At 47.8% G+C, this 21663-nt stretch carries 19 protein-coding genes; all 19 read left to right on the top strand.

Features of this window, described 5'->3' with window-relative positions; genetic code table 11:
• Nucleotides 1-18: 18 nt before the first annotated feature.
• The 19 genes from MKY59_RS16835 (at nucleotide 19) to MKY59_RS16745 (ending at nucleotide 21661) form a co-directional block, all read left to right on the top strand.
• Nucleotides 19-993, top strand: a complete 975-nt coding sequence (locus tag MKY59_RS16835) for a DUF5643 domain-containing protein (protein WP_339272516.1) — start codon at nucleotides 19-21, stop codon at nucleotides 991-993.
• Between the two features lie 55 nt (nucleotides 994-1048).
• Nucleotides 1049-2026 carry a DUF5643 domain-containing protein gene (locus tag MKY59_RS16830; protein WP_339272514.1) on the top strand — a complete coding sequence of 326 codons (978 nt, stop codon included), beginning with the start codon at nucleotides 1049-1051 and terminating at the stop codon, nucleotides 2024-2026.
• A gap of 245 nt (nucleotides 2027-2271) precedes the next feature.
• Complete coding sequence (locus MKY59_RS16825) at nucleotides 2272-3039, top strand: ABC transporter ATP-binding protein (RefSeq protein WP_339272513.1); 768 nt, start codon at nucleotides 2272-2274, stop codon at nucleotides 3037-3039.
• On the top strand, nucleotides 3026-4957 hold the full coding sequence (locus MKY59_RS16820) for an ABC transporter permease (RefSeq protein ID WP_339272511.1): 1932 nt from the start codon (nucleotides 3026-3028) through the stop codon (nucleotides 4955-4957). Before MKY59_RS16825 ends, MKY59_RS16820 begins: the two co-directional genes overlap by 14 nt.
• Nucleotides 4958-4970: 13 nt before the next feature.
• Entirely contained in the window at nucleotides 4971-5339 is a 369-nt protein-coding gene (locus MKY59_RS16815; RefSeq protein WP_339272509.1) for a YxeA family protein, read from the top strand.
• Nucleotides 5340-5401: 62 nt separating this feature from the next.
• Entirely contained in the window at nucleotides 5402-7606 is a 2205-nt protein-coding gene (locus tag MKY59_RS16810; protein ID WP_339272507.1) for a M1 family metallopeptidase, read from the top strand.
• A gap of 307 nt (nucleotides 7607-7913) precedes the next feature.
• Entirely contained in the window at nucleotides 7914-8267 is a 354-nt protein-coding gene (locus MKY59_RS16805; RefSeq protein ID WP_339272505.1) for a multidrug efflux SMR transporter, read from the top strand.
• Nucleotide 8268: 1 nt separating this feature from the next.
• Entirely contained in the window at nucleotides 8269-8583 is a 315-nt protein-coding gene (locus MKY59_RS16800; RefSeq protein WP_236412548.1) for a multidrug efflux SMR transporter, read from the top strand.
• A 30-nt stretch (nucleotides 8584-8613) separates the two neighbouring features.
• Entirely contained in the window at nucleotides 8614-9198 is a 585-nt protein-coding gene (locus tag MKY59_RS16795) for a TetR/AcrR family transcriptional regulator (protein ID WP_339272503.1), read from the top strand.
• A gap of 172 nt (nucleotides 9199-9370) precedes the next feature.
• A complete protein-coding gene (locus MKY59_RS16790) occupies nucleotides 9371-10525 on the top strand; it encodes a VanZ family protein (protein WP_339272501.1) in 1155 nt (384 codons plus the stop codon).
• A gap of 306 nt (nucleotides 10526-10831) precedes the next feature.
• A complete protein-coding gene (locus MKY59_RS16785) occupies nucleotides 10832-11545 on the top strand; it encodes a response regulator transcription factor (protein ID WP_339272500.1) in 714 nt (237 codons plus the stop codon).
• Nucleotides 11542-12954, top strand: coding sequence for a HAMP domain-containing sensor histidine kinase (locus MKY59_RS16780; RefSeq protein ID WP_339272498.1), 1413 nt, complete (start codon nucleotides 11542-11544; stop codon nucleotides 12952-12954). Before MKY59_RS16785 ends, MKY59_RS16780 begins: the two co-directional genes overlap by 4 nt.
• Nucleotides 12955-13280: 326 nt before the next feature.
• The gene (locus MKY59_RS16775) at nucleotides 13281-13826 is read left to right on the top strand and encodes an XRE family transcriptional regulator (RefSeq protein WP_339272496.1); all 546 of its coding nucleotides are present in this window, start codon (nucleotides 13281-13283) and stop codon (nucleotides 13824-13826) included.
• 15 nt (nucleotides 13827-13841) lie between these two features.
• Entirely contained in the window at nucleotides 13842-15356 is a 1515-nt protein-coding gene (locus MKY59_RS16770; RefSeq protein WP_339272494.1) for a response regulator, read from the top strand.
• Between the two features lie 34 nt (nucleotides 15357-15390).
• Nucleotides 15391-17196, top strand: a complete 1806-nt coding sequence (locus MKY59_RS16765) for a sensor histidine kinase (protein ID WP_339272492.1) — start codon at nucleotides 15391-15393, stop codon at nucleotides 17194-17196.
• A 99-nt stretch (nucleotides 17197-17295) separates the two neighbouring features.
• A complete protein-coding gene (locus MKY59_RS16760) occupies nucleotides 17296-18666 on the top strand; it encodes a sugar ABC transporter substrate-binding protein (protein ID WP_339272490.1) in 1371 nt (456 codons plus the stop codon).
• Nucleotides 18667-18808: 142 nt separating this feature from the next.
• Nucleotides 18809-19633 carry a sugar ABC transporter permease gene (locus MKY59_RS16755; protein ID WP_339278417.1) on the top strand — a complete coding sequence of 275 codons (825 nt, stop codon included), beginning with the start codon at nucleotides 18809-18811 and terminating at the stop codon, nucleotides 19631-19633.
• A 6-nt stretch (nucleotides 19634-19639) separates the two neighbouring features.
• Nucleotides 19640-20470, top strand: a complete 831-nt coding sequence (locus MKY59_RS16750) for a carbohydrate ABC transporter permease (protein ID WP_339272488.1) — start codon at nucleotides 19640-19642, stop codon at nucleotides 20468-20470.
• 120 nt (nucleotides 20471-20590) lie between these two features.
• Nucleotides 20591-21661 (top strand): Xaa-Pro peptidase family protein, encoded by a 1071-nt coding sequence (locus MKY59_RS16745; RefSeq protein WP_339272486.1) that lies wholly within the window; start codon nucleotides 20591-20593, stop codon nucleotides 21659-21661.
• Nucleotides 21662-21663 lie beyond the last annotated feature (2 nt).

Here is a 21663-nt window from a genome sequence, read left to right as displayed (position 1 = left end):
AATTTGGAGGGTTCCCTTATGAATAAAATCTACAAAGTAATGACCACTGCTGCACTGACGACAGGTTTACTGTTGAGCGGGGCAGCGTGGGGGATGAAACCGGCGACCGTTGAGGCGGAGGCCAAGATTCCAGCAGTACAGAGCAACGCGACGCAGGCGGGAAAAACGGCCGAGATTACGCAAAACGGGATTACGCTTGGGGTGAATGAGGCCTTCTATGACGGAAATTACATTAAAATTTCGCTGCAGCGCAGCGGCAACAATTTGGTCGGCGGTATCACCGACTCCAAATTTGATGAAAAGACCCAGGATCTGATCCATGAGAAGGGGGCAATCAAAAATATTCAGATCTTTATTGACGGCAAAGACATGTATAAGATCGGTGGTGGATCTCTTGGCAAAAGACCGAGCTTGGGTTGGCGGCCAGGCTCTACGCCAGATGCGGCTATCATTGAATTAAACGATCCTTCCTGGCTTGGCGGGCAAGAGTTTGCTTTTCCGGACAAGTTCAAATTGACCGCAAAAGTCACGTTGGAAGGCGTGGAGCAACCGTATACGTTTGATCTTCCCATGCAAAAGACCGCAGACAAATCGATTGTCCTGAAGCCGAATGTGACGAAAAAATCGGGCAAGGTGACCCTTAATCTTAGCAAAATGAACCTGACGTCGACCTCTTCCCGCGTACAGTTGATCGAGAAAGGGTATGAATCGGGCAAACCTTCCGATTTGATGTATGAATTTGTGGATGACCAAGGCAATGAGCTGGATTTCCTTTCAGGCTTTGGCACGGACGAGAATAACAAAGACGGGGACATGTATCACGATTACGTGTTAAGTCCATTGGGGAAAGATGCCAAGTCGATTACGCTCCGGGTGTTCAAACCTGAATTTAAAGAACCGGGGGCAACGAGCGGAGCGTATAAATTGGACGAGAACGGGAATATCGTCAAACACTATATTAAAGAGCTGGAAATGACGGTAAACGTAAAGTAAACAACAGAAACGGAATTGTATAAAGAGATAAAACACAATTGGAGGATTCAAACGAATGAACAAAATGTACAAAGTCATGACTTCTGCTGCATTGGCGGGGGTGCTGGTTGGTGGAGGAGCTTGGGCAATTACATCAAAGTCCGGCGATGCGGCGGCTGCCAAGGCTCCGGAGGTTCAAAACATTGCGGCGCAGAAAACGGAAAAAACGGCTGGCATCACCCAGAACGGCATTACGCTGAAGGTGAGCAAAGCGGTCCATGACGGAAATTACATCCACATTTCATTGCAGCGGAGCGGAAAGGGACTTGTCGGCGGCATGACCGAACGCAAATTTGATGAAAAAACCGAGAAGGAAATTGTGGAGAAAGGCGCCATCAAAGATATCCAGGTGCTGATCAACGGCAAAAACACTTATGATCTCGGAGGCGGATCAATGGACAAAAGGCCGGACATGCGCTGGGGCCCGGGTTCTACCCCGGATACAGCCATCATTCATCTGTCCGATCCTTCCTGGCTCGGCGGTGAGCAGTATTCCTTCCCGGACAAGTTCAAGCTGACGGCAAAGATCACCCTGGAAGGCGTAAGCAAACCTTACACTTTTGACCTCTCAATGCAAAAGAGTGCTGATAAGGCGACTGCCCTGAAACCGAATTTGACGAAAAAAACGGGCAAACTCACCGTGACGCTGAGCAAAATGAACCTGACCTCCACCTCTTCCCGCGTTCAGTTGATCGTCAAGGGGCTGGAGAAGGGCAAGTCTTCCGATATCAGTTACGAATTTTGGGATGACCAAGGCAACGAGCTGGATATGCTTTCGGGCCGGGGATCGGACGAGAATAATAAAGCCGGCCACATGTACCACGATTTCGTGCTGAGCCCTTTGGGGAAAAACGCCAAGTCGATTATAGTCAAAGCTTTCAAACCCGAATATGCCGAAGATGGAGCGACGAGCGGAGCGTATAAATTGGATGCCGACGGCAATATCGTCAAATCATACGTGAAAGAACTGGAAATGACGGTAAAAGTGAAGTGATGGAATCAAACGTCCTTTCATGACGATAGAAGCCTCCGGCGCATTTCGTGCGACCAGAGGTTTTGCTTCAGAGCTAGAGTTAATGATAACGGCATCGTTCAAAATAAATTTTACCCTCAGGGATGCAATAAAGACCCTGAGGGTTTTTGCATAACTGTAAGGTTGCTGTAAGGTTGGGATTATCACGGTGTAAGGTGGGGTCTTTAAAATTGGATTTATTCTTATCGATGTTAAGGAGCGACACCATGAAAACCATACTGCAAGCAAAAAACGTAAACAAAACCTTTGGCACAAAAGGAAACCTATATCCGGCGCTGCAAAACATTAATCTAAGCATTGAAGTAGGAGAGTATACCGGCATTATGGGCCCGTCCGGAGCGGGGAAATCGACGCTGCTGAACATCTTCTCGACCATCGATACGCCGACCTCCGGTGAAATTACGATCGACGGGCAAAACATTGTGGCCATGAACGAGGAAAAGCTTTCTGATTTCCGCCGCAATAAACTCGGATTTATTTTTCAGGATTACAACCTGCTTGATACGTTGACGGTCAAGGAAAACATCCTGCTGCCGCTGGCCCTTTCCAAGGTTCCTGCAGTCGAAATCGAAAAGCGGGTTGAGGAAATCGCCGATACGTTCGGCATTCGCGAGATTCTCGATAAGTACCCATATCATATTTCTGGTGGTCAAAAACAGCGGGCTGCCGCCTCGCGGGCCATCGTGTCGAATCCGAGCCTCATTTTGGCGGACGAGCCGACCGGCGCACTCGATTCGAAATCGGCGACCGGGCTGCTGGAAAGCTTAAGCAAGCTGAACCGGCACAATCAAGCGACCATCCTGATGGTTACGCACGACGCTTATGCGGCGAGCTTCTGCAAGCGGGTCATTTTCATCAACGACGGCCGGCTGTTCAAGGAGCTTCATAAGGAAAGCATGACGAGACAAGCATTTTTCGGACAGATTCTCGAGGTATTAGCGGAGCTCGGAGGTGGTCAGCATGACGCTGTTTAGGATCGCCGGGAAGAACATCCGCCAGAACTTCATGAATTATTTTCTTTATTTCGCTTCGATGATATTCAGCATCGTCATTTACTTTACGTTCGTGTCCTTGAAATACGACAGCACGATCGCATCCGCATCGGAAGGATCGCAGAAGATCAGCTCGGCGTTCAGCGGGGCAGCGGTCGTGCTGATCGTTTTCGTGGCGGTGTTCATCTGGTATTCGAATTCGTTTTTCACGCGCAAGCGCAAAAAAGAGGTCGGGCTGTATTCGCTGCTTGGCGTCCGAAAAAAACAGATCGGACGGATGCTTTTTTATGAAAACTTTCTGATGGGCATCCTGGCCCTGATCGCCGGAATCGCGCTGGGAGCGGTACTTAGTCGGTTTTTTGTAATGATGTTGATGAAGGTGATGGGTTACGCTGTCGTGGCTAATTTCTCTATTTCCCCAGCTGCGATCCTGAATACGTTTCTGGTGTTCATGATCATCACGCTGATCACTTCAGTCCAAGGCTATCGCTTGATTTATCGATTTAAGCTGATCGAGCTGTTCAAAGCAGATCAAGAGCGTGAGAAAGAGCCCAAGTCTTCCCTGCTCATTGCGTTATTGTCTGTGGTGCTCATCGGGTTCGGCTACTGGCTTGCGCTGCAAAATATGTTTACTTCCAAGGCATGGGCTGCGATCGGCTTCATGCTGACTCCGCTCGTTATTTTAGTATCCGTCATCCTGGGCACATATCTGCTGTTTAACACGTTGACCGTTACGCTGCTGAAGCTGGCGCGCAAACACAAAAAAAGCTACTGGCGCGGACTGAACCTGATCGGGACTTCCCAGCTGCTGTACCGGATTAAAGGCAACGCACGGACGCTTACGATCATCGCTGTGCTGAGCGCAACGACGCTGACAGCGGTTGGAACGGCGTACAGCACGTATTACAACACCCGGACGAACGCGGCGGTTTCGAATCCGAACAGCTATATGTTTATCGGCGTGGACAGCACGGCCACAGGAAAAGCCGATAAGGCGATCGAGCAGGCTGCGGGGCATAACGTGCTCTACCATGAGTCCATTCCTCTCCTGGAGGTAGATGCGGACACCTCCGGTCAGGATTATGCCCAAGGATCAAAGGAGCAGTCGTTTACCGTCATATCAAGCCGCGATTTTAACCGATTGGCCAAGCTGCAGGGGAGGGAGGATGCCATAAGCCTTGAAGGCAGCGAAGCCGCAGCGCTTGAACCTGCCTATCTGGAAGGCATTTCGCCGGAGTATGTCGGTTCGGCAATCAAGCTGAAGGGTGAAGGGATCCGTGAAACCATTCAATTCAAAACAGTAAAAAAATACAATGTGCTGAATCTTGGAACGGTCTACTCCACCATTGTCGTCAGCGATGATATGTTTGCGGAGCTTAAGCCGAATGCCAAAGCCATGGCTGTCGAAGCATATCGCATCACGCATCAGGACAAGGCGAAAGAGCTGACAAAGCAGCTGGAAGAGATTTTACCGGAGAAAGCCGGGCTTTCAAGCTATTACAGCGATTATTCGCGGGGAATGGAATCCACCGGCCTTTTGATGTTTATGGGCGGATTCCTCGGCCTTGTGTTTCTCGCCGCGACGGGCAGCATCATCTACTTCAAGCAGTTGACGGAAGCCGGCAGCGACAAAGCCCGTTATGTGATTTTGCATAAAATCGGCGTCAAAAAACGGGAAATCCGCAAATCCGTCGCCAAGCAGGTACTGTTCATCTTTGCCCTGCCGCTTGCTTTCGGCATCGCGCACTGTGCAGTCGCCCTGTCGGCACTGTCGAAGCTGATGATGGCCAATCTGGTCGTGCCCGTCATGATCTGCATGGGTGTCTATGTTTGCATTTATCTGATCTATTATTTGTTGACCGTACATGCGTACTGCAAAATCGTTACCTATAAAAAATAAGGAGTGAACGGGAATGAAAAAGGGAATTACCGCTGTAGCGGTCGTTGTGATCGCTCTGGTCGGATTCGTCGTATTCATCCAAAACGTAAATGTGAACCGAATCGGCGCGCAGCAATATTACGTGCAGATTAACCAAGACGGAAAGAGAATCGAAGATAAGTCGGACAGTGGACAGAAGTATGTTTCTTACGAATACACTCAGGAGGGCTTTGACTCTAAAGGAAAAGAAAAGGTGTTGACCTTTACGGCAGCTAAAGAACTGCGCAAAGATGCGTACCTTCGAATCTATGTGAAAGGGAATGACGTCAGCTCCTACCAGGAAGTTCAGGCGGACGAGCTGCCCGAACAAGCAAAGCAAAAGCTCGAGGGTGCCGTGAAATAACACGATTATACGGAAAACCAGGATGTAGTCTACTAAAACATGTGAACAAGGGAGAGAATCCAATGTATCGAAAAACCTTTAAATTTAAAACGGTATCCCAAAAAACGCTGGTTTACTCGCTGGCTTTTACGCTTGCGGCCTGTCCGGTCGTCGGTGCCGGCCAAGTGCTTGCAGCACCAGCCGCCGCATCCGCGGAATCCATAGAAATGTCACAAGCGCACGCCCAGGTCCAGTATCGGATCGATGCAAGGCTGGATGCGAAAAATATGCGCATTCAAGGAAGCGAGACCGTCACTTACCGGAACGGGTCCAACGATACACTGCGGGAGATCGTTTTCCATACGTTCGCCGACGCCAATCGGTCCAAAGCGACCCAAACTTCGATGTTTGAGCAAAACAACGAGGAGATCCAGAAGGAAAATCCACAGAAGAAGCCGGAGGATTTTCTTGGCGGCATTGACATTCGCAGCGCGGCGGCTAACGGACAACCTTTGGTTTTTTCAAACATCAATCAGGCTCTGACCGTTGAATTGAAGCAGGAGCTAAAGCCTGGGGAAGCGGTGACGGTTGAAATCAACTTTGAGGTGAAAATCCCTTACGGCATGCAGCGCCTGTCTTACTACAAAGACATCATCAACGGCGCACATTGGTTCCCGGTCATGTCGGTCTATGACGAGAACAAGCATGAGTGGAACAAAAAGCCGTACAGCAAGACCTTCGAAACCGATTATTATGATTCAGCGGATTTCGAAGTTCATATTAACGTCCCGGAAGCCTATCAAGTACTGATGCCGGGGACGATCACCACGCAGGCGGACCCGAGAGAGCCCGGCCGGAAAGTCGTTACCGCCGTTGCCGATAACACCCGGGAGCATGTCTTTTTTGCCAGCCCGAATTATAAGGTGGAGCGCGTAACGCGTGACGGCCTGACCATTGAATATTATTATTTCGACAATATGCCAGGCAAGAAAAAAATCGTCGATGAATACATCGACGCCGCTTTTAAGACTATTCAATTTTTCAGCGAAAAATACGGGAAATACCCTTACCCTGAGTTCCGGATTGCAGAGTCGTATGTCGAGGGAGTGGCTGTCGAGTTTGCCCGGGTCATTCAAATGGGACAAATCCGGCCGAACAGGGATCCGGCACATGATACTACATTCGTGCACGAGATTGCCCATCAATGGTTCCATGCCTTGATTGGCAACGATTCGGAGACAGAATCGTTTTTGGATGAAGGATTTGCCGATTTTTCGAAGGTCTATTTCGCGGAAAAACAAGGTGACGACTTGAACGGGTTCAAGTCGATCCAAATGGATGATTTGTCTTCGATAGACAAGCCGATCGCCGCAACCAATACGGAAGCGGGGGGCCTGGAAAGCCCGACATTTTATAATAAAGGACGCCAGGCCATCTACCAGTTGTATCGCATGGTGGGCGAGGACAAATTCGATGCGTTCATGCAGGAATATTTTAAGCGGTACCAGTACAAAAACGCGACGATCCAAGGGCTTCTGCAAACAATACAGGATACGCTCGGAAACGAAGCACGAAAGGAAATGGACAAGGCGCTGCATGATCCGCAGTTTGCTCTAAAGCCCGAATACCGATTGTCTGAGGCGGAAGAAGCTTCGTATTGGCATGAACAGTTTAAGAACTCATACCATTCGTCCCTGGCTCAAGTTGCAAATCTCCCAGCGGAAACGATGAGCCGCATCATGGATAAGGCGCTGCAGGGCGAACCGCTGACGATTGTGCTGAGCGACCAGGCCGGCAGCCTAGCGAAAAAGCAGCAGCAGACGATCTTGACACAGCTTAAAGGGACTCTGGGGATCATGGGTATTCCATACGAGGTCATTTCCGATCGGCAAACGCTCAAGAAAAAGCTGGAAAAGGAGCTCGGAACCAGCAATATCATTGCCATCGGCAGCGCGAATACGAACGGACTCATCCAGGCGCTTAAACCTGGCATCATCCCAAAATCGAAGGCCATCGGCTTCGACTGGAAAAGCAACATGAACCAAAAGTCAGCTTCGGGAGCATACGTCGTTAAGCATCCTTACAATCAAAACCGTCTGCTGGTGCATTTTTTCTGGAACGGTGACGCCTTGAGCGACAACGCGGTCGAGCCGTTTGCGGAGCAGATGCTGCAATCGCTCGGTTTTAGCGGCAGCTTTTATCAGTATTACGTTTTGAACAAAACAGGCCACGTCGCAACAGATAAAAAGATCGCTAACCCATTGGCGAAATTTTTCGGCGAAGAATAATGCAGGACGGGGAAGATGATTACTGAAGACTCGGCAGGTTTCAGCTGCCGGTCTTTTTCCCTGTTTGCAGAAAGTATAACATCCAACGAATCATGCTTAAGGAACGTAGGATTTGCTTTTTGGATTGAAAATCAATTGTACTCTTGCAAAATCAGCATAACTATCATAAAATCTAATGAACGTTAGTTAAATTATTTGAAAGGCTGTTCAATGGTCGTCATATTTCATTACAAAGCGACAAAAATTTTTAAACAAAAAATCTAACGTTCATTAGTTAGATTTAAGTTTTTAAAGGGGAGAGGTTATCATGGCATGGCTGTACTTAATTATTGGTGGAATTCTTGAAGTAGGTTGGGCACTTGGTCTAGGTTTCTCAGAAGGGTTTACAAGAATAGAAATTGTTATTCCGACAGTTGTATTATTAGTCCTGAGTTGGTGGTTTTTCGCTAAAACATTAAAAATACTTCCCGTTTCGACGGCTTATGCAGTATTTACTGGCCTGGGTGCTTTTGGTACGGCTTTAGTGGGCATGACAATTTTAGGCGACCCCGTAAGTTTAACCAAGATTGTGTTAGTCATTCTATTAATTAGCTGTATTATTGGACTAAAATTAATTTCGGATGAACCGAAGGAAGAGAAACGATCAAGAGGGAGTGTGTAAAATGTATTGGTTATCCTTAATATTAGCTGGATTGTTTGAAGTTGGAGGTATCATTAATCTGAAGCTGACGGAAGGATTTACAAAATTAAAGCCAACCATCTTTTTTATCTTATGTTTATGTTTAAGTTTTTTCTTTCTTTCCGTCTCATTAATCGAAATACCTATTAGTATCGGTTATGGTATATGGACTGGGGTAGGCGCGTCAGGAAGTGTGTTACTTGGGATGTTTATATTTAAAGAACCGAAGAATGTGAAGAAACTTATTTTGGTTGCAGGAATTATTTTCAGCATAGTAAGCTTAAAATTGATATCTTGATGAATGCCAACAAATGAGGTGAAAAGTGAATTGAAAAAGGGTGAAAAAACGAAAAGAATGATACTGGAACAAGGTTTAAAGCTGTTTTCCTCGTATGGTTACGAGGAAACAGCACTTAAAGATATAGCTGCAAATGTGCACATTAAAACGCCTTCGATTTATGCTTATTTTGAGAGCAAGCAAGATCTTTTTGAACAAATTGTAAATTTTGTTATTGAAGATTATTTAGAGTTTATCCAACAACAATTTTATGTTATTGAAAATTTATCATTAGAAAAAAAATTATATCATGTTTTAGTTGAATTGAATAAATACTATTATATGAATGATAAAGGTTCTTTTCTAAAAAGGTATGGGATTTACCCTCCGGATAATTTTAAAGAACTCATAACAGCCCAAAATAAGAAGGTAGAAGAAGGGATTCGAGAACTTGTTTTTTCCATCTTAAGAAACAACAAAGAGAATGAGCTTATCGATGAGGAGACTATCGTTACTTCTTTTACAATCATACTAGACGGTATGCTTTTTCATATGATGAGCTCCCCTTATCAAGAATATGAACGTAGATTAAATATGACCTGGTCTGTATTTTGGAAGGGGATCCGTGAAATGTGATCTGTATAAACCGCACTAATCGATCACAGAAGGCCACTGCGAGGGCAGTACCTTCTTCCGATCATGTAGAATGTACAGGTTTTCGTTGGAATTTGTTAAAGGGGTATATGAAAAGAATGAATAGGGAAATATGTTTATTGCTGAAGAACTAAATTATTAAAGAGGTACCCATATGTCTGTATATTTAATTCCAATAAAAATCGCTTTTATTTTATTCGGTGTGTTGAGCTTTTTTCTAATTATCCCTTGGTTAGTCTATAGTTATAGAAAATATGGTTATTTAAGTCTTTGGGCTTCAATAGTGGCTTATTCCTTTACTTTTTATATGTTATCGGTTTTGTTTTTAGTTCTTTTGCCTCTTCCGGATACTCGAAATACTTGTGCTCTTCAATCACCTGATACGGTGCATTATAATCTAATCCCGTTTAATTTCGTTAGGGATATTATGAATAGCGGTTCCGTTGTCTGGTCACAGCCTTCCACCTATGTGAGATTACTAACGCAAAGTGCATTTTTGCAGGCGGCGTTCAATTTCCTATTGTTGCTGCCCCTAGGTGTTTATCTAAGGTATTTTTTCCAACAAAAACGATTCTGGAAGAAAGCACTTGGTTTTGGATTTGCGTTATCCCTTTTTATTGAGACAACACAAATAACAGGTATTTATGGGATCTATAATTGTCCGTATCGTATCTTTGATGTGGATGATCTTATATTAAACAGTACTGGTGCTTTGTTTGGATTCGTCATTGCTCCTGTCCTGCTTGCTCTATTTCCATCTCGAAAGAGCCTTATTGCCAAGGGAGAAAAAATGCAAGAAAATTCTCTCGTACCTCCTTTGTCGCAATTGCTGGCTGTAATTATAGACTATCTATTGATCAAGATGAGTTGGAACCTTACAGCTGGACTTTTTCCAACAAGTGGATTCGCAGAATTTGTTTATAAAACGACTTGCTTTTTTATTCTGTTCTTTGTAGTTCCTTTTATTTGGAGGGGAAATACAATTGGAACCAAAATACTTCGTTTTAAACTAGTTCATGTTGATGGTGAAGCACCTCCGTGGCAGTCCATGCTGAAAAGGTCCTTTGCGATATATTTACCCTTCGCAATATCATGGGCCCTAAATATATTTTCTGGTGTTGAGTTAGATATAACTCTTAATCCCTATCACGTATGGATCACAATGATTATACTTGCATTTCTCATCATTATGTGGGCCGTATTATTTATCCATACGATGTTCATCTTAATGAAAAGAGGGAGACGGAACTTTTACTTTGACTATGTTGCGGATTTAGTACCAAGGAAACATAAATTTGATCCTAAATAACAAATGCGGGAGTAATTATAGAACAAGAACATTGCCCATTAAAAGTTTTTTTGAACTGCACCCCAATTGTTAGGACACACTCCAACAGTGAAGGTGCATTTTTCTTCTCCATCTTGCATTCCCAAGCAGCTTGAAATGGAAAATGAGTATCTAAAAAAGTGAAGAATAATCATAGAGTCGCTGGCCAATATGCCCATTTCGGTATATGGTTATAGTCGTGGAAAGGCGGGGAAGATGATTACTGAAGACTCGGCAGGTTCTAGCTGCCGGTCTTTTTTCCTGCCTGCAGAAAGGAGATCGAACCAATTGCCGCTAAGTCAGAAAATATTGATCGTGGACGATGAGGAGGATATCGTCAAGCTGCTGAAAACCGTGCTGGGTAAGGAAGGTTTCGAGCATGTGTATACCGCCTCTTCCGCCGGAGAAGGCTGGATTCGGTTTCAGGACAAGCAGCCCGACCTCGTTATTTTGGACATTATGCTTCCGGACGGCGAGGGCTATGACGTATGCAAACAAATCCGCAGCGTTTCGAACGTGCCGATATTCTTTTTGTCGGCCAAAACGGAGGAAATCGACAAAATACTCGGATTTGCCATAGGCGGTGACGATTACATTACCAAACCGTTCAGTCCAAAGGAAGTGGCTTACCGGATCAAAGCCCGTTTCAGAAGAACGGAGGCTGCTTTGGATGAGGAAAAAAAGGAACGCATGCTGAAAGCCGGCCCGTTCGAGCTTGATGAACATAAGTTGGAGCTGAAGAAAAACGGCGAAATCATTGAGCTCAAACCGAAAGAGCTGGGCCTCATTAGTTATCTGCTGAAGCACCCGAACCGGATCATAAGCAAGGAAAGCTTGTACGACCAGGTGTGGGGAGAGGATTCCTTCGGTTATGACAACACGGTCATGGTTCATATTCGGCGGCTTAGGGAAAAGATCGAGGAGAATCCCTCAAGCCCGCAATATTTGGTGACCGTAAAGGGACTCGGGTATAAGCTTGCCGTGGAGGAACCGGGACGATGAAATGGCGGCTGACCGGCAGATATCTGGCATCCGTCGTTCTTATTGTCGTCATCGTCATTTTCATAAACATTTTGGTAATCATCGGGCTTTATATATACCAGAATGAATCACCAAAGTATCCGTTTCTTCAAGGAGACAACTCGGCCGAGGCCATCACCCGTTCGTTCGGACAAGAGATTGTTCTTTCCGAAACGGGGATGGACATTACGGGTCAGGGGAAGGACACGCTTGAGCGTAATCAGGCCTGGATTCAAATTCTGGATGAAAACGGGAATCAGGTCTATGGCTTTCGTGTGCCGCCAGAGGCCAAGACCAAATACACACCGATGGATATCGTGCAAACCTACAAGTATATGGAAAAAGAATTGATGTCGACCGTATTTATCGGGGAAAAGCAGGGGAACGGGAAGCGCTACAGCTATTTGATCGGCTTTCAGGACCCTTATCTGGAGCGGAATATCCTCACCTATGATATTCGGAAGGTCGGACGTTTTCTTCAAATCGGGATCGTGACCGTGCTTTGCGTCGACGGTTTCATTGCGCTCTGCATCGCTTATCTGTTCAGCAAGAGGTTAACCCGGCCGCTTTCCGCGCTTATAGACGGAATAAAACAGCTGGCCCATAAGAACTACCGGGGACACTACGAAACGAAGGGCATTTACAAGGACGTGTTTTACAACGTCAACATGCTGACCGAGGAGCTGCGGGCAAGCGAACTGGAACGGAACAGGCTGGACCGCATGAAAGAGGAGTGGATCGCGAACATTTCGCACGATATCAAAACGCCGCTAGCTTCGATCCAGGGATACTCCGAAATGATGCGGGATAAGGATTATGATTTTACGGTCGAGGAAATGCGGGATTACGCGGAAATCATCGAGCGGAAGTCGCTTTATTTAAAAGACGTGATTGAAGATCTGAACCTTTCCACCCGTCTGAGAAACAAGGGTCTCACGCTCAATCTGAAGAGCGTAAACGTTGTCAGCCTCGTTCGGAACACGGTCATTGATACGTTGAACGATACCCGGTACGGCAATCGGAATATCGATTTCCTGTACAGCGACGAAGTAATCCTCAAAGAGGTTGACGAAATCCTGATCCGCCGGGCGGTCGCCAATTTGATCTACAACGCGGTAGTCCATAACTCCGAGGATGTTTCTATTGTTGTAAGCGTCGAAAAGAAAGGCGATACGGTCCGAATCGCTGTCGAAGACAACGGGAAAGGAATCCGTGAAGAGGAGCTTGAACGGATATTTGACCGTTATTATCGCGGGACAAATACAGGCGAGCTGCATAAAGGGGCAGGACTCGGCATGGCCATCGCGAACGATATCGTGAAGGCCCATGATGGGGAAATCCACGTTATGAGCGAGTTTCATAGCGGAACAAGAATCGAAATTCTGCTCTGAAGGAGAACGATAGTTCCATCAGAGATAACTAACGCTTGCTTCGATCATCGCTGAATACCCCATCATAATACGTGTTGGAAATGGGCAGCGTTCGATCGCCAAAATGGTCGAGGGACAAAACAAAACCTAGTAAAAGTCGCTATTTTAGCGGCTTTTTTGTTTGTTGATGGAATAATCATCGCAAAAAACACAACCTTGCCATTGTTCTATCACGGCTATGTTAAATTGTCTAGATGCATTTGTTAAAATTTATTGACAATTTGAATTTAATGTTGTTTCATATGATTAAACTATGTTGAATGACACTTGGTTAGGAGAGCAATGGAATGGAATTGGGAAGCAAAATCCGAAAGCTTCGACTGGAACAAAACCGGAGTCAGGAGGAGATCGCACAGGCATGCGGATTTACCAAAAGCTTATTGTCCAAAATCGAAAACGGGAAGACGGTCCCTCCCATCGGCACGCTGATCAGGATTGCCGAATCGCTTGGAACCAAAATTTCCATGTTGCTGGATGATAACGATTTTAACGGAACGGTGTACACGCCAAAAGCGAGCAACATGGAAAAAATGGTACAGACGGACCAAGGGTATGCGTTTTCCGCCATTGCGGCCAAACGGCCGGAAAAACTGATGCAGCCGTTTTACTTTGTCGTACAGAAAGGCAAGACAGGCAAAAGGACGTTTTCCCATTTCGGGCAGGAATTTATTTATGTGCTTGAAGGTACGATGATTTATTACGTAGGGAAGGAAGAATACACTTTAAATGCCGGCGACAGCCTGTATTTTGATTCGGTAGAGAACCACAAATATGTGCTGGTATCCGATGAAGTCAAGTATTTGTCGGTGTTTTGTTCCGATACGAATGGGTAGGAAAGGGGATGAAACATGTTAAATATTTTGGTTGTGGATGACGAACCGAGGCACAGAAGAGGGCTGTCCAGCATGCTGAAGGCTCTGAAACCGGAGTATACCATCTTTGATGCCAGAGACGGGCAGGAGGCTTTGGAAAGTTTGGATGTTCATTCGATGGATCTGGTGTTTACGGATATTCAGATGCCGGTGATGGACGGCCTGGAATTAATGGAACAGTTGACGCGCAGGGGAAGAGATGAAAGCGTTGTCATTTTGAGTGCTTATTCCGATTTTGTTTATGCGCAGCGTGCGCTCCAGTTAGGCGCCAGCGATTATTTGCTTAAACCGGTGGAGGAAAAAAACATCATGCCGCTGCTTGCGAAAGCAGAGCGTAAAGCCAGCACTGCGCGTCTGGCATGCTTGGAATCCACACTATCCGAACTGCTGGAAGGATATCCATCTGACCAGAATTATCGATTGCTGGAAAGCACATTCCCGGCATTCAAGCAAGGGGTCGTGCTGGCCGCAGTTTTTGGCATGGCGAAAGACCATCAGCTTCTGCTGAGCAGCCTCAAAGGGACACTGCTGGAAATCATGGAGGAATTCGGATTCTCCTGCGCATTTTGCATGAAGGAAAGAATGCTCACCGTCTTGATTATGAACTCCGAGTCGACCTCCATGGTGCCGCCCGGCTTCGAGGACAGCCTTCATGGGGTCATTCGACACTTCCTGCAGACATACGGAGCGGAACTAACGTTTGGCTTGGGGCGTTGTTTTGCCGAATGGCATGGCGTCAGACTAGCTTACCAGCAAGCCTGCCATGCGCTCAAAGCCAGATTTTATAAAGGCGGAGGGGCGCTGTACGGAGCCGGGCTGATCAATAGCGAAGACCCGCCTGCCGTCGTGAAGCTTGAAATCAACGGGCTGATCAGAGCGGTGTTGTCCGGAAACAAGCCGGAAATTGAGGCCTGTCTGGATTCCGCTGTTCGCCAGGATGACGGGAACGCCTTTCCCGAGCCGGAAAAATTGAAATATTTTCTCGCTGCATCGATTCATCAAGCGGCCTCCCTTTTAATGGAAAAAGGGTTTGCACCCTTGAATAGCACAGCCTATGAGGAAGCACTGCTTCACTGTCATACCGTAAATGAACTTAAAGAGGCGGCGCGGGAATGGATCTTCGGGCTGACGGAACGTCTGGAACAACGACGGCAGTGCAAAGCCGAATCCATTATCGACAGCTGCAAGGCTTATATTGATACGCACTATGGCGAAGATGATTTGTCGCTCAGTACGCTGGCAACGAAATTTCATTTTAATCCCTCGTATTTTTGCATGCTTTTCAAAACTCACTCCCAGATGACCGTTCATCAGTACATCACGCATACCCGAATGAAGGCTGCCGCCGACTTGCTGCTGCAGACCCCCCGGAAAGTGTACCAAATTGCCGAAAGCGTAGGGTACAAGGACGCAAAGTATTTCATTCGTCTGTTTCGCAAGGAGTTTGGCACAAGCCCCGAAGAGTATCGCCATCTATCTGCTATTCGCTAAAAGGAAGGGATGCCATTTGAGAGGACGTTGCCCATTGCCGCGTTTTAAAGATCTCACCTACAGGTCCAAGCTTTTCCTGACTTATGCACTCATCGTTTCGCTCCCCCTCAGCATCCTGAGCTGGATGTATTTTCATTCAAGCAGGGATTTCGTCTCCGAATTTGCCAAGCAAAATTGGTATTCCATCGTTAAACAAAACAATGAAATCATGGACGCCGAACTCGCGCGGGTAGAAGAAAGCAGCCTGGCCATGATCGCGGACCAAACGTTGTATGAGCAGTACCTGCATGCAAACCCTGATGACGAATACAGCATGATCTCGATGGAGAAAAAGGTCAGCCGGACGTTAAACACGTACTTTACGGACCTGGGACAGATGTATTCCATCCATCTCATAACCAGTTATTCCAATATTGGCTCCACGGGCGCCTCTCCTTTTATTCCGTATAGCAGCTTCAACCAAACGGCATTATACCAAGCAGCTTTACGGGGGGACGGGGCGATGGAGTGGGTACCTACCTTTTCGTTTGATCACATGTTTCAGCAGAATATCCGCCGTTCCAAGCCTCCCGAATATGTTCGCCTTCTGGCTGGCGTCCGTTTGCTGAAGCTGTTCAATATCAATAATGGCGAAGTCGCCGAACTGCAGGGCAAGGCCGAGCTTCCCGTGCTGGCCGTTGTGTATCGGCCGGAAATGTACCATTCCCGCTTCGCCGACACGCTCCCGTCCGCCGGAGCTTCTTTTTTTGTGATCAGCCCGGAAGGGCAGCCAGTGGCGGGCACATCCATGGAGCAGGAAACGGCTGCCATCGATCCCGCTTGGCTGGATGAAATGACGGAGAGGAAAAGCGGAACCTTGAATGTGACGCAGGATGGAAAGCCGCTTATCATTTGTTTTGATACGTCTGGGGTGACGGGATGGATCTCGGGGATCACCATATCGCCCGAAGCGATGGTGTCGGCTTTTTTGCCGGAGATCAAATCCTACACCTTTTACTTGGCCGTGATCCTCCTGCTTCTTTCACTCCTGCTCGCGTATATTTTTGCCAATTCCATTACCAAGCCCATTCATCAGCTGCTGCAAGCCATCAAAAAAACGGGTGAAGGCGAGTTCGATACGCGAATTCCCGTTGAATCCTATAACGAGATGGGACTGTTAATCCACAAATTCAATCAAATGAATGTCAAAATCAACAATTTGATCGAAGAGAATTACAAAGTCAAGCTGCGGGAAAAAGAGACCGAGATCATGTCGCTGAACATTCAGCTGAATCCCCATTTTATGTACAACACGCTGAACATCATGAATTGGACGGCGCTTGAAAACAACCAGACCGAGCTGAGCCGCATGATCGTCAGTTTATCCTCCATGCTGCAGTATACGACCCGGAACAGCCAGGACACCGGCGATTTGGCCGACGACCTGAACTGGCTGAAGCATTATATTTTCATTACCAATCAGCGTTTCGAAGACCGGTTTACCGTCAGCTATGACATTGCCCCCGAGCTGTATGCATACCAAGTGCCCAAGCTGTTCCTGCAGCCGTTTGTCGAAAACGCGATCGTTCACGGATTTTCCCGTTTGCATAGCGGGGGAGAGATCGTCATCCGGGGATGGGTGACCGGACGCGAACGTTTTTTCACGGTCGAGGATAACGGCACGGGCATCGCTCCGAGCAAATTGGAAGAGTTGGGTAAGCGTGCAGGCGAATCCATCGGCATCCGGAATGTGGACAAAAGAATCAAACTCATCTATGGGGACGGCTATGGCGTCACCCTGACTTCAGTTGAGGGACAGGGCACTAGGGTACAAATCAACCTGCCGGCATCAAACATGTGAAAATACTCCACCTATACAAATATGTTCGAATTTTTTGGGCGACGGATTTTTTTTACAATAAATATACAAACCATCAGCCAATGAATGGAGGTTTCGCAGATGAACATAGCCAAACGTCTCACAGGAGCGATATTATCGTCTGCTCTGGCGATCAGCTTGCTGCTGGCGGGCTGCTCGGATACCGGAAATGCTCCTGAAGCCCAAGGCGGCCAGAACGGTCAAGAGGAGCCCGTCACACTTAAATTTTCCTTTTGGGGAGACACCATTGAAAAGAAAACAGTTACGGAGGCGCTTGAGCGTTTTGAACAGGAAACCGGGATCCAGGTCGAACCGATGCATGTTCCAGCGGATTATTTGACCAAATTGACGACGATGGTTGCAGGCAACGTTGCACCGGATCTCGGTTACCTGTCATCGGGGGCCGCTCTGAGCTGGGGACGTGACGGGAAGCTGCTGAACCTCACCCCGCTCATGGAAAACGATCCCGATTTCAACAAGGACGATTACCTGGATCAGATATGGTATGAAATTGCTCCTGGCAACATCATCGGGACGAGTACCGCTGTTGAAGGGTATGGTCTTATGTACAACAAGGATTTGCTGCTGGAAGCGGGAGTCGAGCTGCCTCCAACGGATGCAGACAAAGCATGGGATTGGGACACATTTGTGGAGTATGCCAAAAAATTAACGCTCGATGATCAGGGAAGAAATGCGTTGGACCCGAATTTCAACCCGGATAAAATTAGGCAGTTCGGCCTTCAGTATGATCCGTACAACATGATGGCGGCGGTGGTATCCAACGGCGGGAACTTCCTGACCGAAGACGGTAAAGGCTTCGGGCTGGCCCAGCCGGAAGCGATTGAGGCGATTCAAAAGCTTGCGGACCTGATGTATGTGCACCATGTTTCCCCTACGCCGCTGCAGGCCAAAAACATGCCGGATACGGCGCTTCAGACGAAAAAGGTCGCCATGACGGTATCCGGCAACTGGGCGCTTCAAGCCTTTGCGGAACAGGATTTTAATCTCGGCGTCGGAGTCCTGCCGAAGCTGAAGGAAAGCAACACGCTGCTGGACGGTGCACCAACGGTCATTTTCAAATCAACCAAACATCCGGAAGAAGCTTGGCTGCTGTATAAATATATGACCGATCCCGAATCGGTACTGCCGTTGATCGAGGGCGGATTATGGATGCCGCTGAAGAAGGAGTGGTACACGAATCCCGAACTGATCAACAAATGGGCGGCGGGGAACAAAGCGCACCCGGAAGGCTACACGGAGGCTTTTATGAAACAAACCATTGAAAACGGAATCCGCACGCCCGGCTTTGAAGTAAAGAATCTGGACAAAATCAACGCGCTCGTCACGCCGGCACTTGACTTGGTATGGACGGGCAAACAAAAAGCGGAAGAGGCGCTAAAAGGGGTGGAGCCCAAAGTTGTGCCGCTGATCGAGGGTTATTACGGAAGGTGATCCTTTTCGGCGGAAGCAGCAAACCGCGGTCTGTCCATGACTTTGACGGTATTCATTGAAGATAGGGGGGATTCATATTCAGCACAAACGCCGGATCGCCATGGCGGGCATCCTGTTCGCCCTACCCAGCATTGTGGGACTGATGTTGTTTGTCATGCTGCCGATGCTCGCCAGTTTGCTGCTCAGCTTTACGGATTACCGGATCGTCAACACGCCTAAATTTATCGGATTCGCCAATTATATTCGGCTCTTTGACGGGACGGATCCCTATTTCTACAATTCGTTGTGGGTCACCTTGAAATACGTCATTCTCCGTGTTCCGCTTGGCCTTGTGTTCTCCTTTATGGCTGCTTTTTTGCTGAACATGCAGTTCATTCGCGGCAAATCCGTCTTTCGCACGATCTTTTATTTGCCGTCCATCGTGCCTGCGGTCGCCTCTTCCATGATCTGGCTCTGGCTGTTTAGTCCTGATCTGGGACTGTTCAACAGCTTTCTTGAAGCACTGAATCTGCCTACGCTCGACTGGTTGTATTCCGAACAAACGGTGGTGCCTTCGATTGTGATGATGAGCCTTTGGGGGATGGGGAGCACCATCATCATTTTCCTTGCAGGCTTGCAAGGGGTGCCGCGATCCTTGTATGAGGCGGCCATTGTGGACGGTGCCGGCGCATTCCGGAAATTCCGGCATATTACGATTCCCATGATGACGCCAATTATCTTCTTTAACCTGATCATGGGATCGATCGGAGCCTTCCAGGTATTTACCGAGGCGCTGATTATGACGCAGGGAGGGCCCAACAATGCCAGCCTGTTTTATAACTACTATATTTATCGGCAGGCCTTTCAGTTCGGGGAAATGGGGCAAGCATCCGCCATTGCGTGGATTCTGTTCATCATCGTGCTTTTGGTCACGGTCATATTCTTCCGCACGTCGAAATCCTGGGTATTCTATGAAAGCGAGGTGTAGCTCCCTGTGAAGAAAAGCCGCCGTATTCAGCAGATTATCGTTTACTCGATCCTCATTGCGGGAGCTGCCTTCTGCTTGCTGCCCCTGTTTTGGCTGGTACGCAGTTCCATGATGAATTCGCTGCAAATTTTCGAGATGCCGCCGAAGTGGATTCCTTCGCCCTTTCAGCTTCAAAACTATGTGGAGGCGCTAACCACCATCGACTTTTTCCTGTTTTTCCGCAACACACTGATCATTACGATCAGCTGTCTGTTTGGAGCACTCTTCAGCAGTTCGATTGGAGCTTACAGCTACGCCAGGCTGGAATGGCCGGGAAGACGGCTCTTCTTCGGCCTGCTGCTGGCCAGCATGATGCTTCCCGGCGCCGTCACCTTGATTCCTACGTTTATCGGGTGGAGGTTTGCCGACCTGATCAATACGTATGTCCCGCTGATTCTGCCGGTATGGTTTGGCTCGGCCTTTGATATCTTTTTGCTCCGGCAGTTTTATTCCACGATACCGAAAGATATGGACGAAGCTGCATATGTGGATGGTGCAGGCCCGTGGACCATTTTCACCCGGATCATCATTCCTTTGTCCAAACCGCCTCTGATCGTGATCGGATTGTTCTCCTTTATGAATTCCTGGAACGACTTCATGGGACCGCTGGTGTACTTGAATGAGGAGAGAAAGTTCACGCTGGCGCTGGGCCTGCAAATGTTCCAGTCGCTTCACAGCGCGCAGTGGCACCTTTTGATGGCGGCCTCGACCGTCGTTATTTTACCGGTTATCGTCGTTTTTTTCATAGGCCAGCGTTATTTTATCGAAGGGATTACGTTGACCGGAATGAAGGGGTAATTCAAGAGTCGGCATCCCTATGATTCAACATGGTTGAAGAAAATTCAACCCAATTTCGTTACATGCTGAAGAGACTGTATACATTCGCTTTGTCACAATACGGAAGGAGCGTGATCCAATATGAAAGCTCGGCGACTCGGCAAGGCAAGAGAAGCAATTGCGCGGCAGGAACTGGATGCACTGTTGATTTCCAGTCCGTTTAACCGGAGATACGTTACCGGTTTTACGGGCACCGCCGGTTGGGCCGTAATTACACAGGAGCAGGCATGGCTGGTGACCGATTTTCGTTATGTTCGCCAAGCGGAGCAGCAAGCCATGGAATTTGAAGTGGTGCAGCATGGGGGCGAGCCTCTTGAATTCATCCGTGAAAAACTGAGTACTGCCGGCGTCAAGAAAATGGGGTTTGAAAAACATCATGTTCCTTTTGCCGACTATGAAGCGTACGAGCGGACGTTTGCAGGGATCGAGCTGGCGCCAACCGGGAATGTCATCGAAAAGCTGCGCGGCATCAAGGACGAGGAGGAACAGCGTTGTATCCGCAAGGCGATCGAAATTACGGAACAGGCTTTTGCGTTTATTCTGGGCGTAATGAAGCCGGGCGTGACCGAAAGGGAGGTGGCGACGGAGCTGGAATATTTCATGCGTAAAAAAGGCGCGGTGTCGTCGGCGTATCCGACCATCGTCGCTTCCGGTGCGCGCTCGGCGCTTCCGCACGGATTGGCCAGCGACAAGCCGCTGGGCATGAATGAATTCGTGACCCTGGATTTCGGCGCGAATTACGATGGATACTGTTCCGATTTGACGCGCACGGTTTTTATCGGCAAACCGACCGAACGCCATCGGGAAATATACGGGATCGTGTTGGACGCTAACAAATCCGTTCTGGAGGGACTGAAACCGGGCATGACCGGGAAGGAGGGCGACGCGTTGGCCAGGGAGTATATTTCCCGCCGCGGGTACGGGGAGTATTTCGGCCATGGCCTTGGTCACGCCTTTGGTTTGGAGATTCACGAGCTTATGCGGTTTTCCAAACAAACGGAGGATCGGCTGGAGCCTGGCATGATTATGACGGTTGAGCCCGGCATCTATCTTCCTGATTTTGGAGGCGTCCGCATCGAAGACGACATTCTGATTACCGATACGGGCATTGAAGTGCTGACAACATCGAATAAAGAACTGATTGTGTTGTAAGA

Source organism: Paenibacillus sp. FSL W8-0426 (genome assembly GCF_037969725.1).
GTDB lineage: Bacteria > Bacillota > Bacilli > Paenibacillales > Paenibacillaceae > Paenibacillus > Paenibacillus hubeiensis.
This window is presented reverse-complemented; position numbering and strand designations above follow the sequence as displayed.

What these genes read in the sequence shown, in the direction of transcription:
- MKY59_RS16835 (WP_339272516.1), top strand. Translation starts at nt 19, where the DNA reads ATGAATAAAATCTACAAAGTAATGACCACTGCTGCACTGACGACAGGT.
- MKY59_RS16830 (WP_339272514.1), top strand. Translation starts at nt 1,049, where the DNA reads ATGAACAAAATGTACAAAGTCATGACTTCTGCTGCATTGGCGGGGGTG.
- MKY59_RS16825 (WP_339272513.1), top strand. Translation starts at nt 2,272, where the DNA reads ATGAAAACCATACTGCAAGCAAAAAACGTAAACAAAACCTTTGGCACA.
- MKY59_RS16820 (WP_339272511.1), top strand. Translation starts at nt 3,026, where the DNA reads ATGACGCTGTTTAGGATCGCCGGGAAGAACATCCGCCAGAACTTCATG.
- MKY59_RS16815 (WP_339272509.1), top strand. Translation starts at nt 4,971, where the DNA reads ATGAAAAAGGGAATTACCGCTGTAGCGGTCGTTGTGATCGCTCTGGTC.
- MKY59_RS16810 (WP_339272507.1), top strand. Translation starts at nt 5,402, where the DNA reads ATGTATCGAAAAACCTTTAAATTTAAAACGGTATCCCAAAAAACGCTG.
- MKY59_RS16805 (WP_339272505.1), top strand. Translation starts at nt 7,914, where the DNA reads ATGGCATGGCTGTACTTAATTATTGGTGGAATTCTTGAAGTAGGTTGG.
- MKY59_RS16800 (WP_236412548.1), top strand. Translation starts at nt 8,269, where the DNA reads ATGTATTGGTTATCCTTAATATTAGCTGGATTGTTTGAAGTTGGAGGT.
- MKY59_RS16790 (WP_339272501.1), top strand. Translation starts at nt 9,371, where the DNA reads ATGTCTGTATATTTAATTCCAATAAAAATCGCTTTTATTTTATTCGGT.
- MKY59_RS16780 (WP_339272498.1), top strand. Translation starts at nt 11,542, where the DNA reads ATGAAATGGCGGCTGACCGGCAGATATCTGGCATCCGTCGTTCTTATT.
- MKY59_RS16775 (WP_339272496.1), top strand. Translation starts at nt 13,281, where the DNA reads ATGGAATTGGGAAGCAAAATCCGAAAGCTTCGACTGGAACAAAACCGG.
- MKY59_RS16770 (WP_339272494.1), top strand. Translation starts at nt 13,842, where the DNA reads ATGTTAAATATTTTGGTTGTGGATGACGAACCGAGGCACAGAAGAGGG.
- MKY59_RS16760 (WP_339272490.1), top strand. Translation starts at nt 17,296, where the DNA reads ATGAACATAGCCAAACGTCTCACAGGAGCGATATTATCGTCTGCTCTG.
- MKY59_RS16755 (WP_339278417.1), top strand. Translation starts at nt 18,809, where the DNA reads ATGTTGTTTGTCATGCTGCCGATGCTCGCCAGTTTGCTGCTCAGCTTT.
- MKY59_RS16745 (WP_339272486.1), top strand. Translation starts at nt 20,591, where the DNA reads ATGAAAGCTCGGCGACTCGGCAAGGCAAGAGAAGCAATTGCGCGGCAG.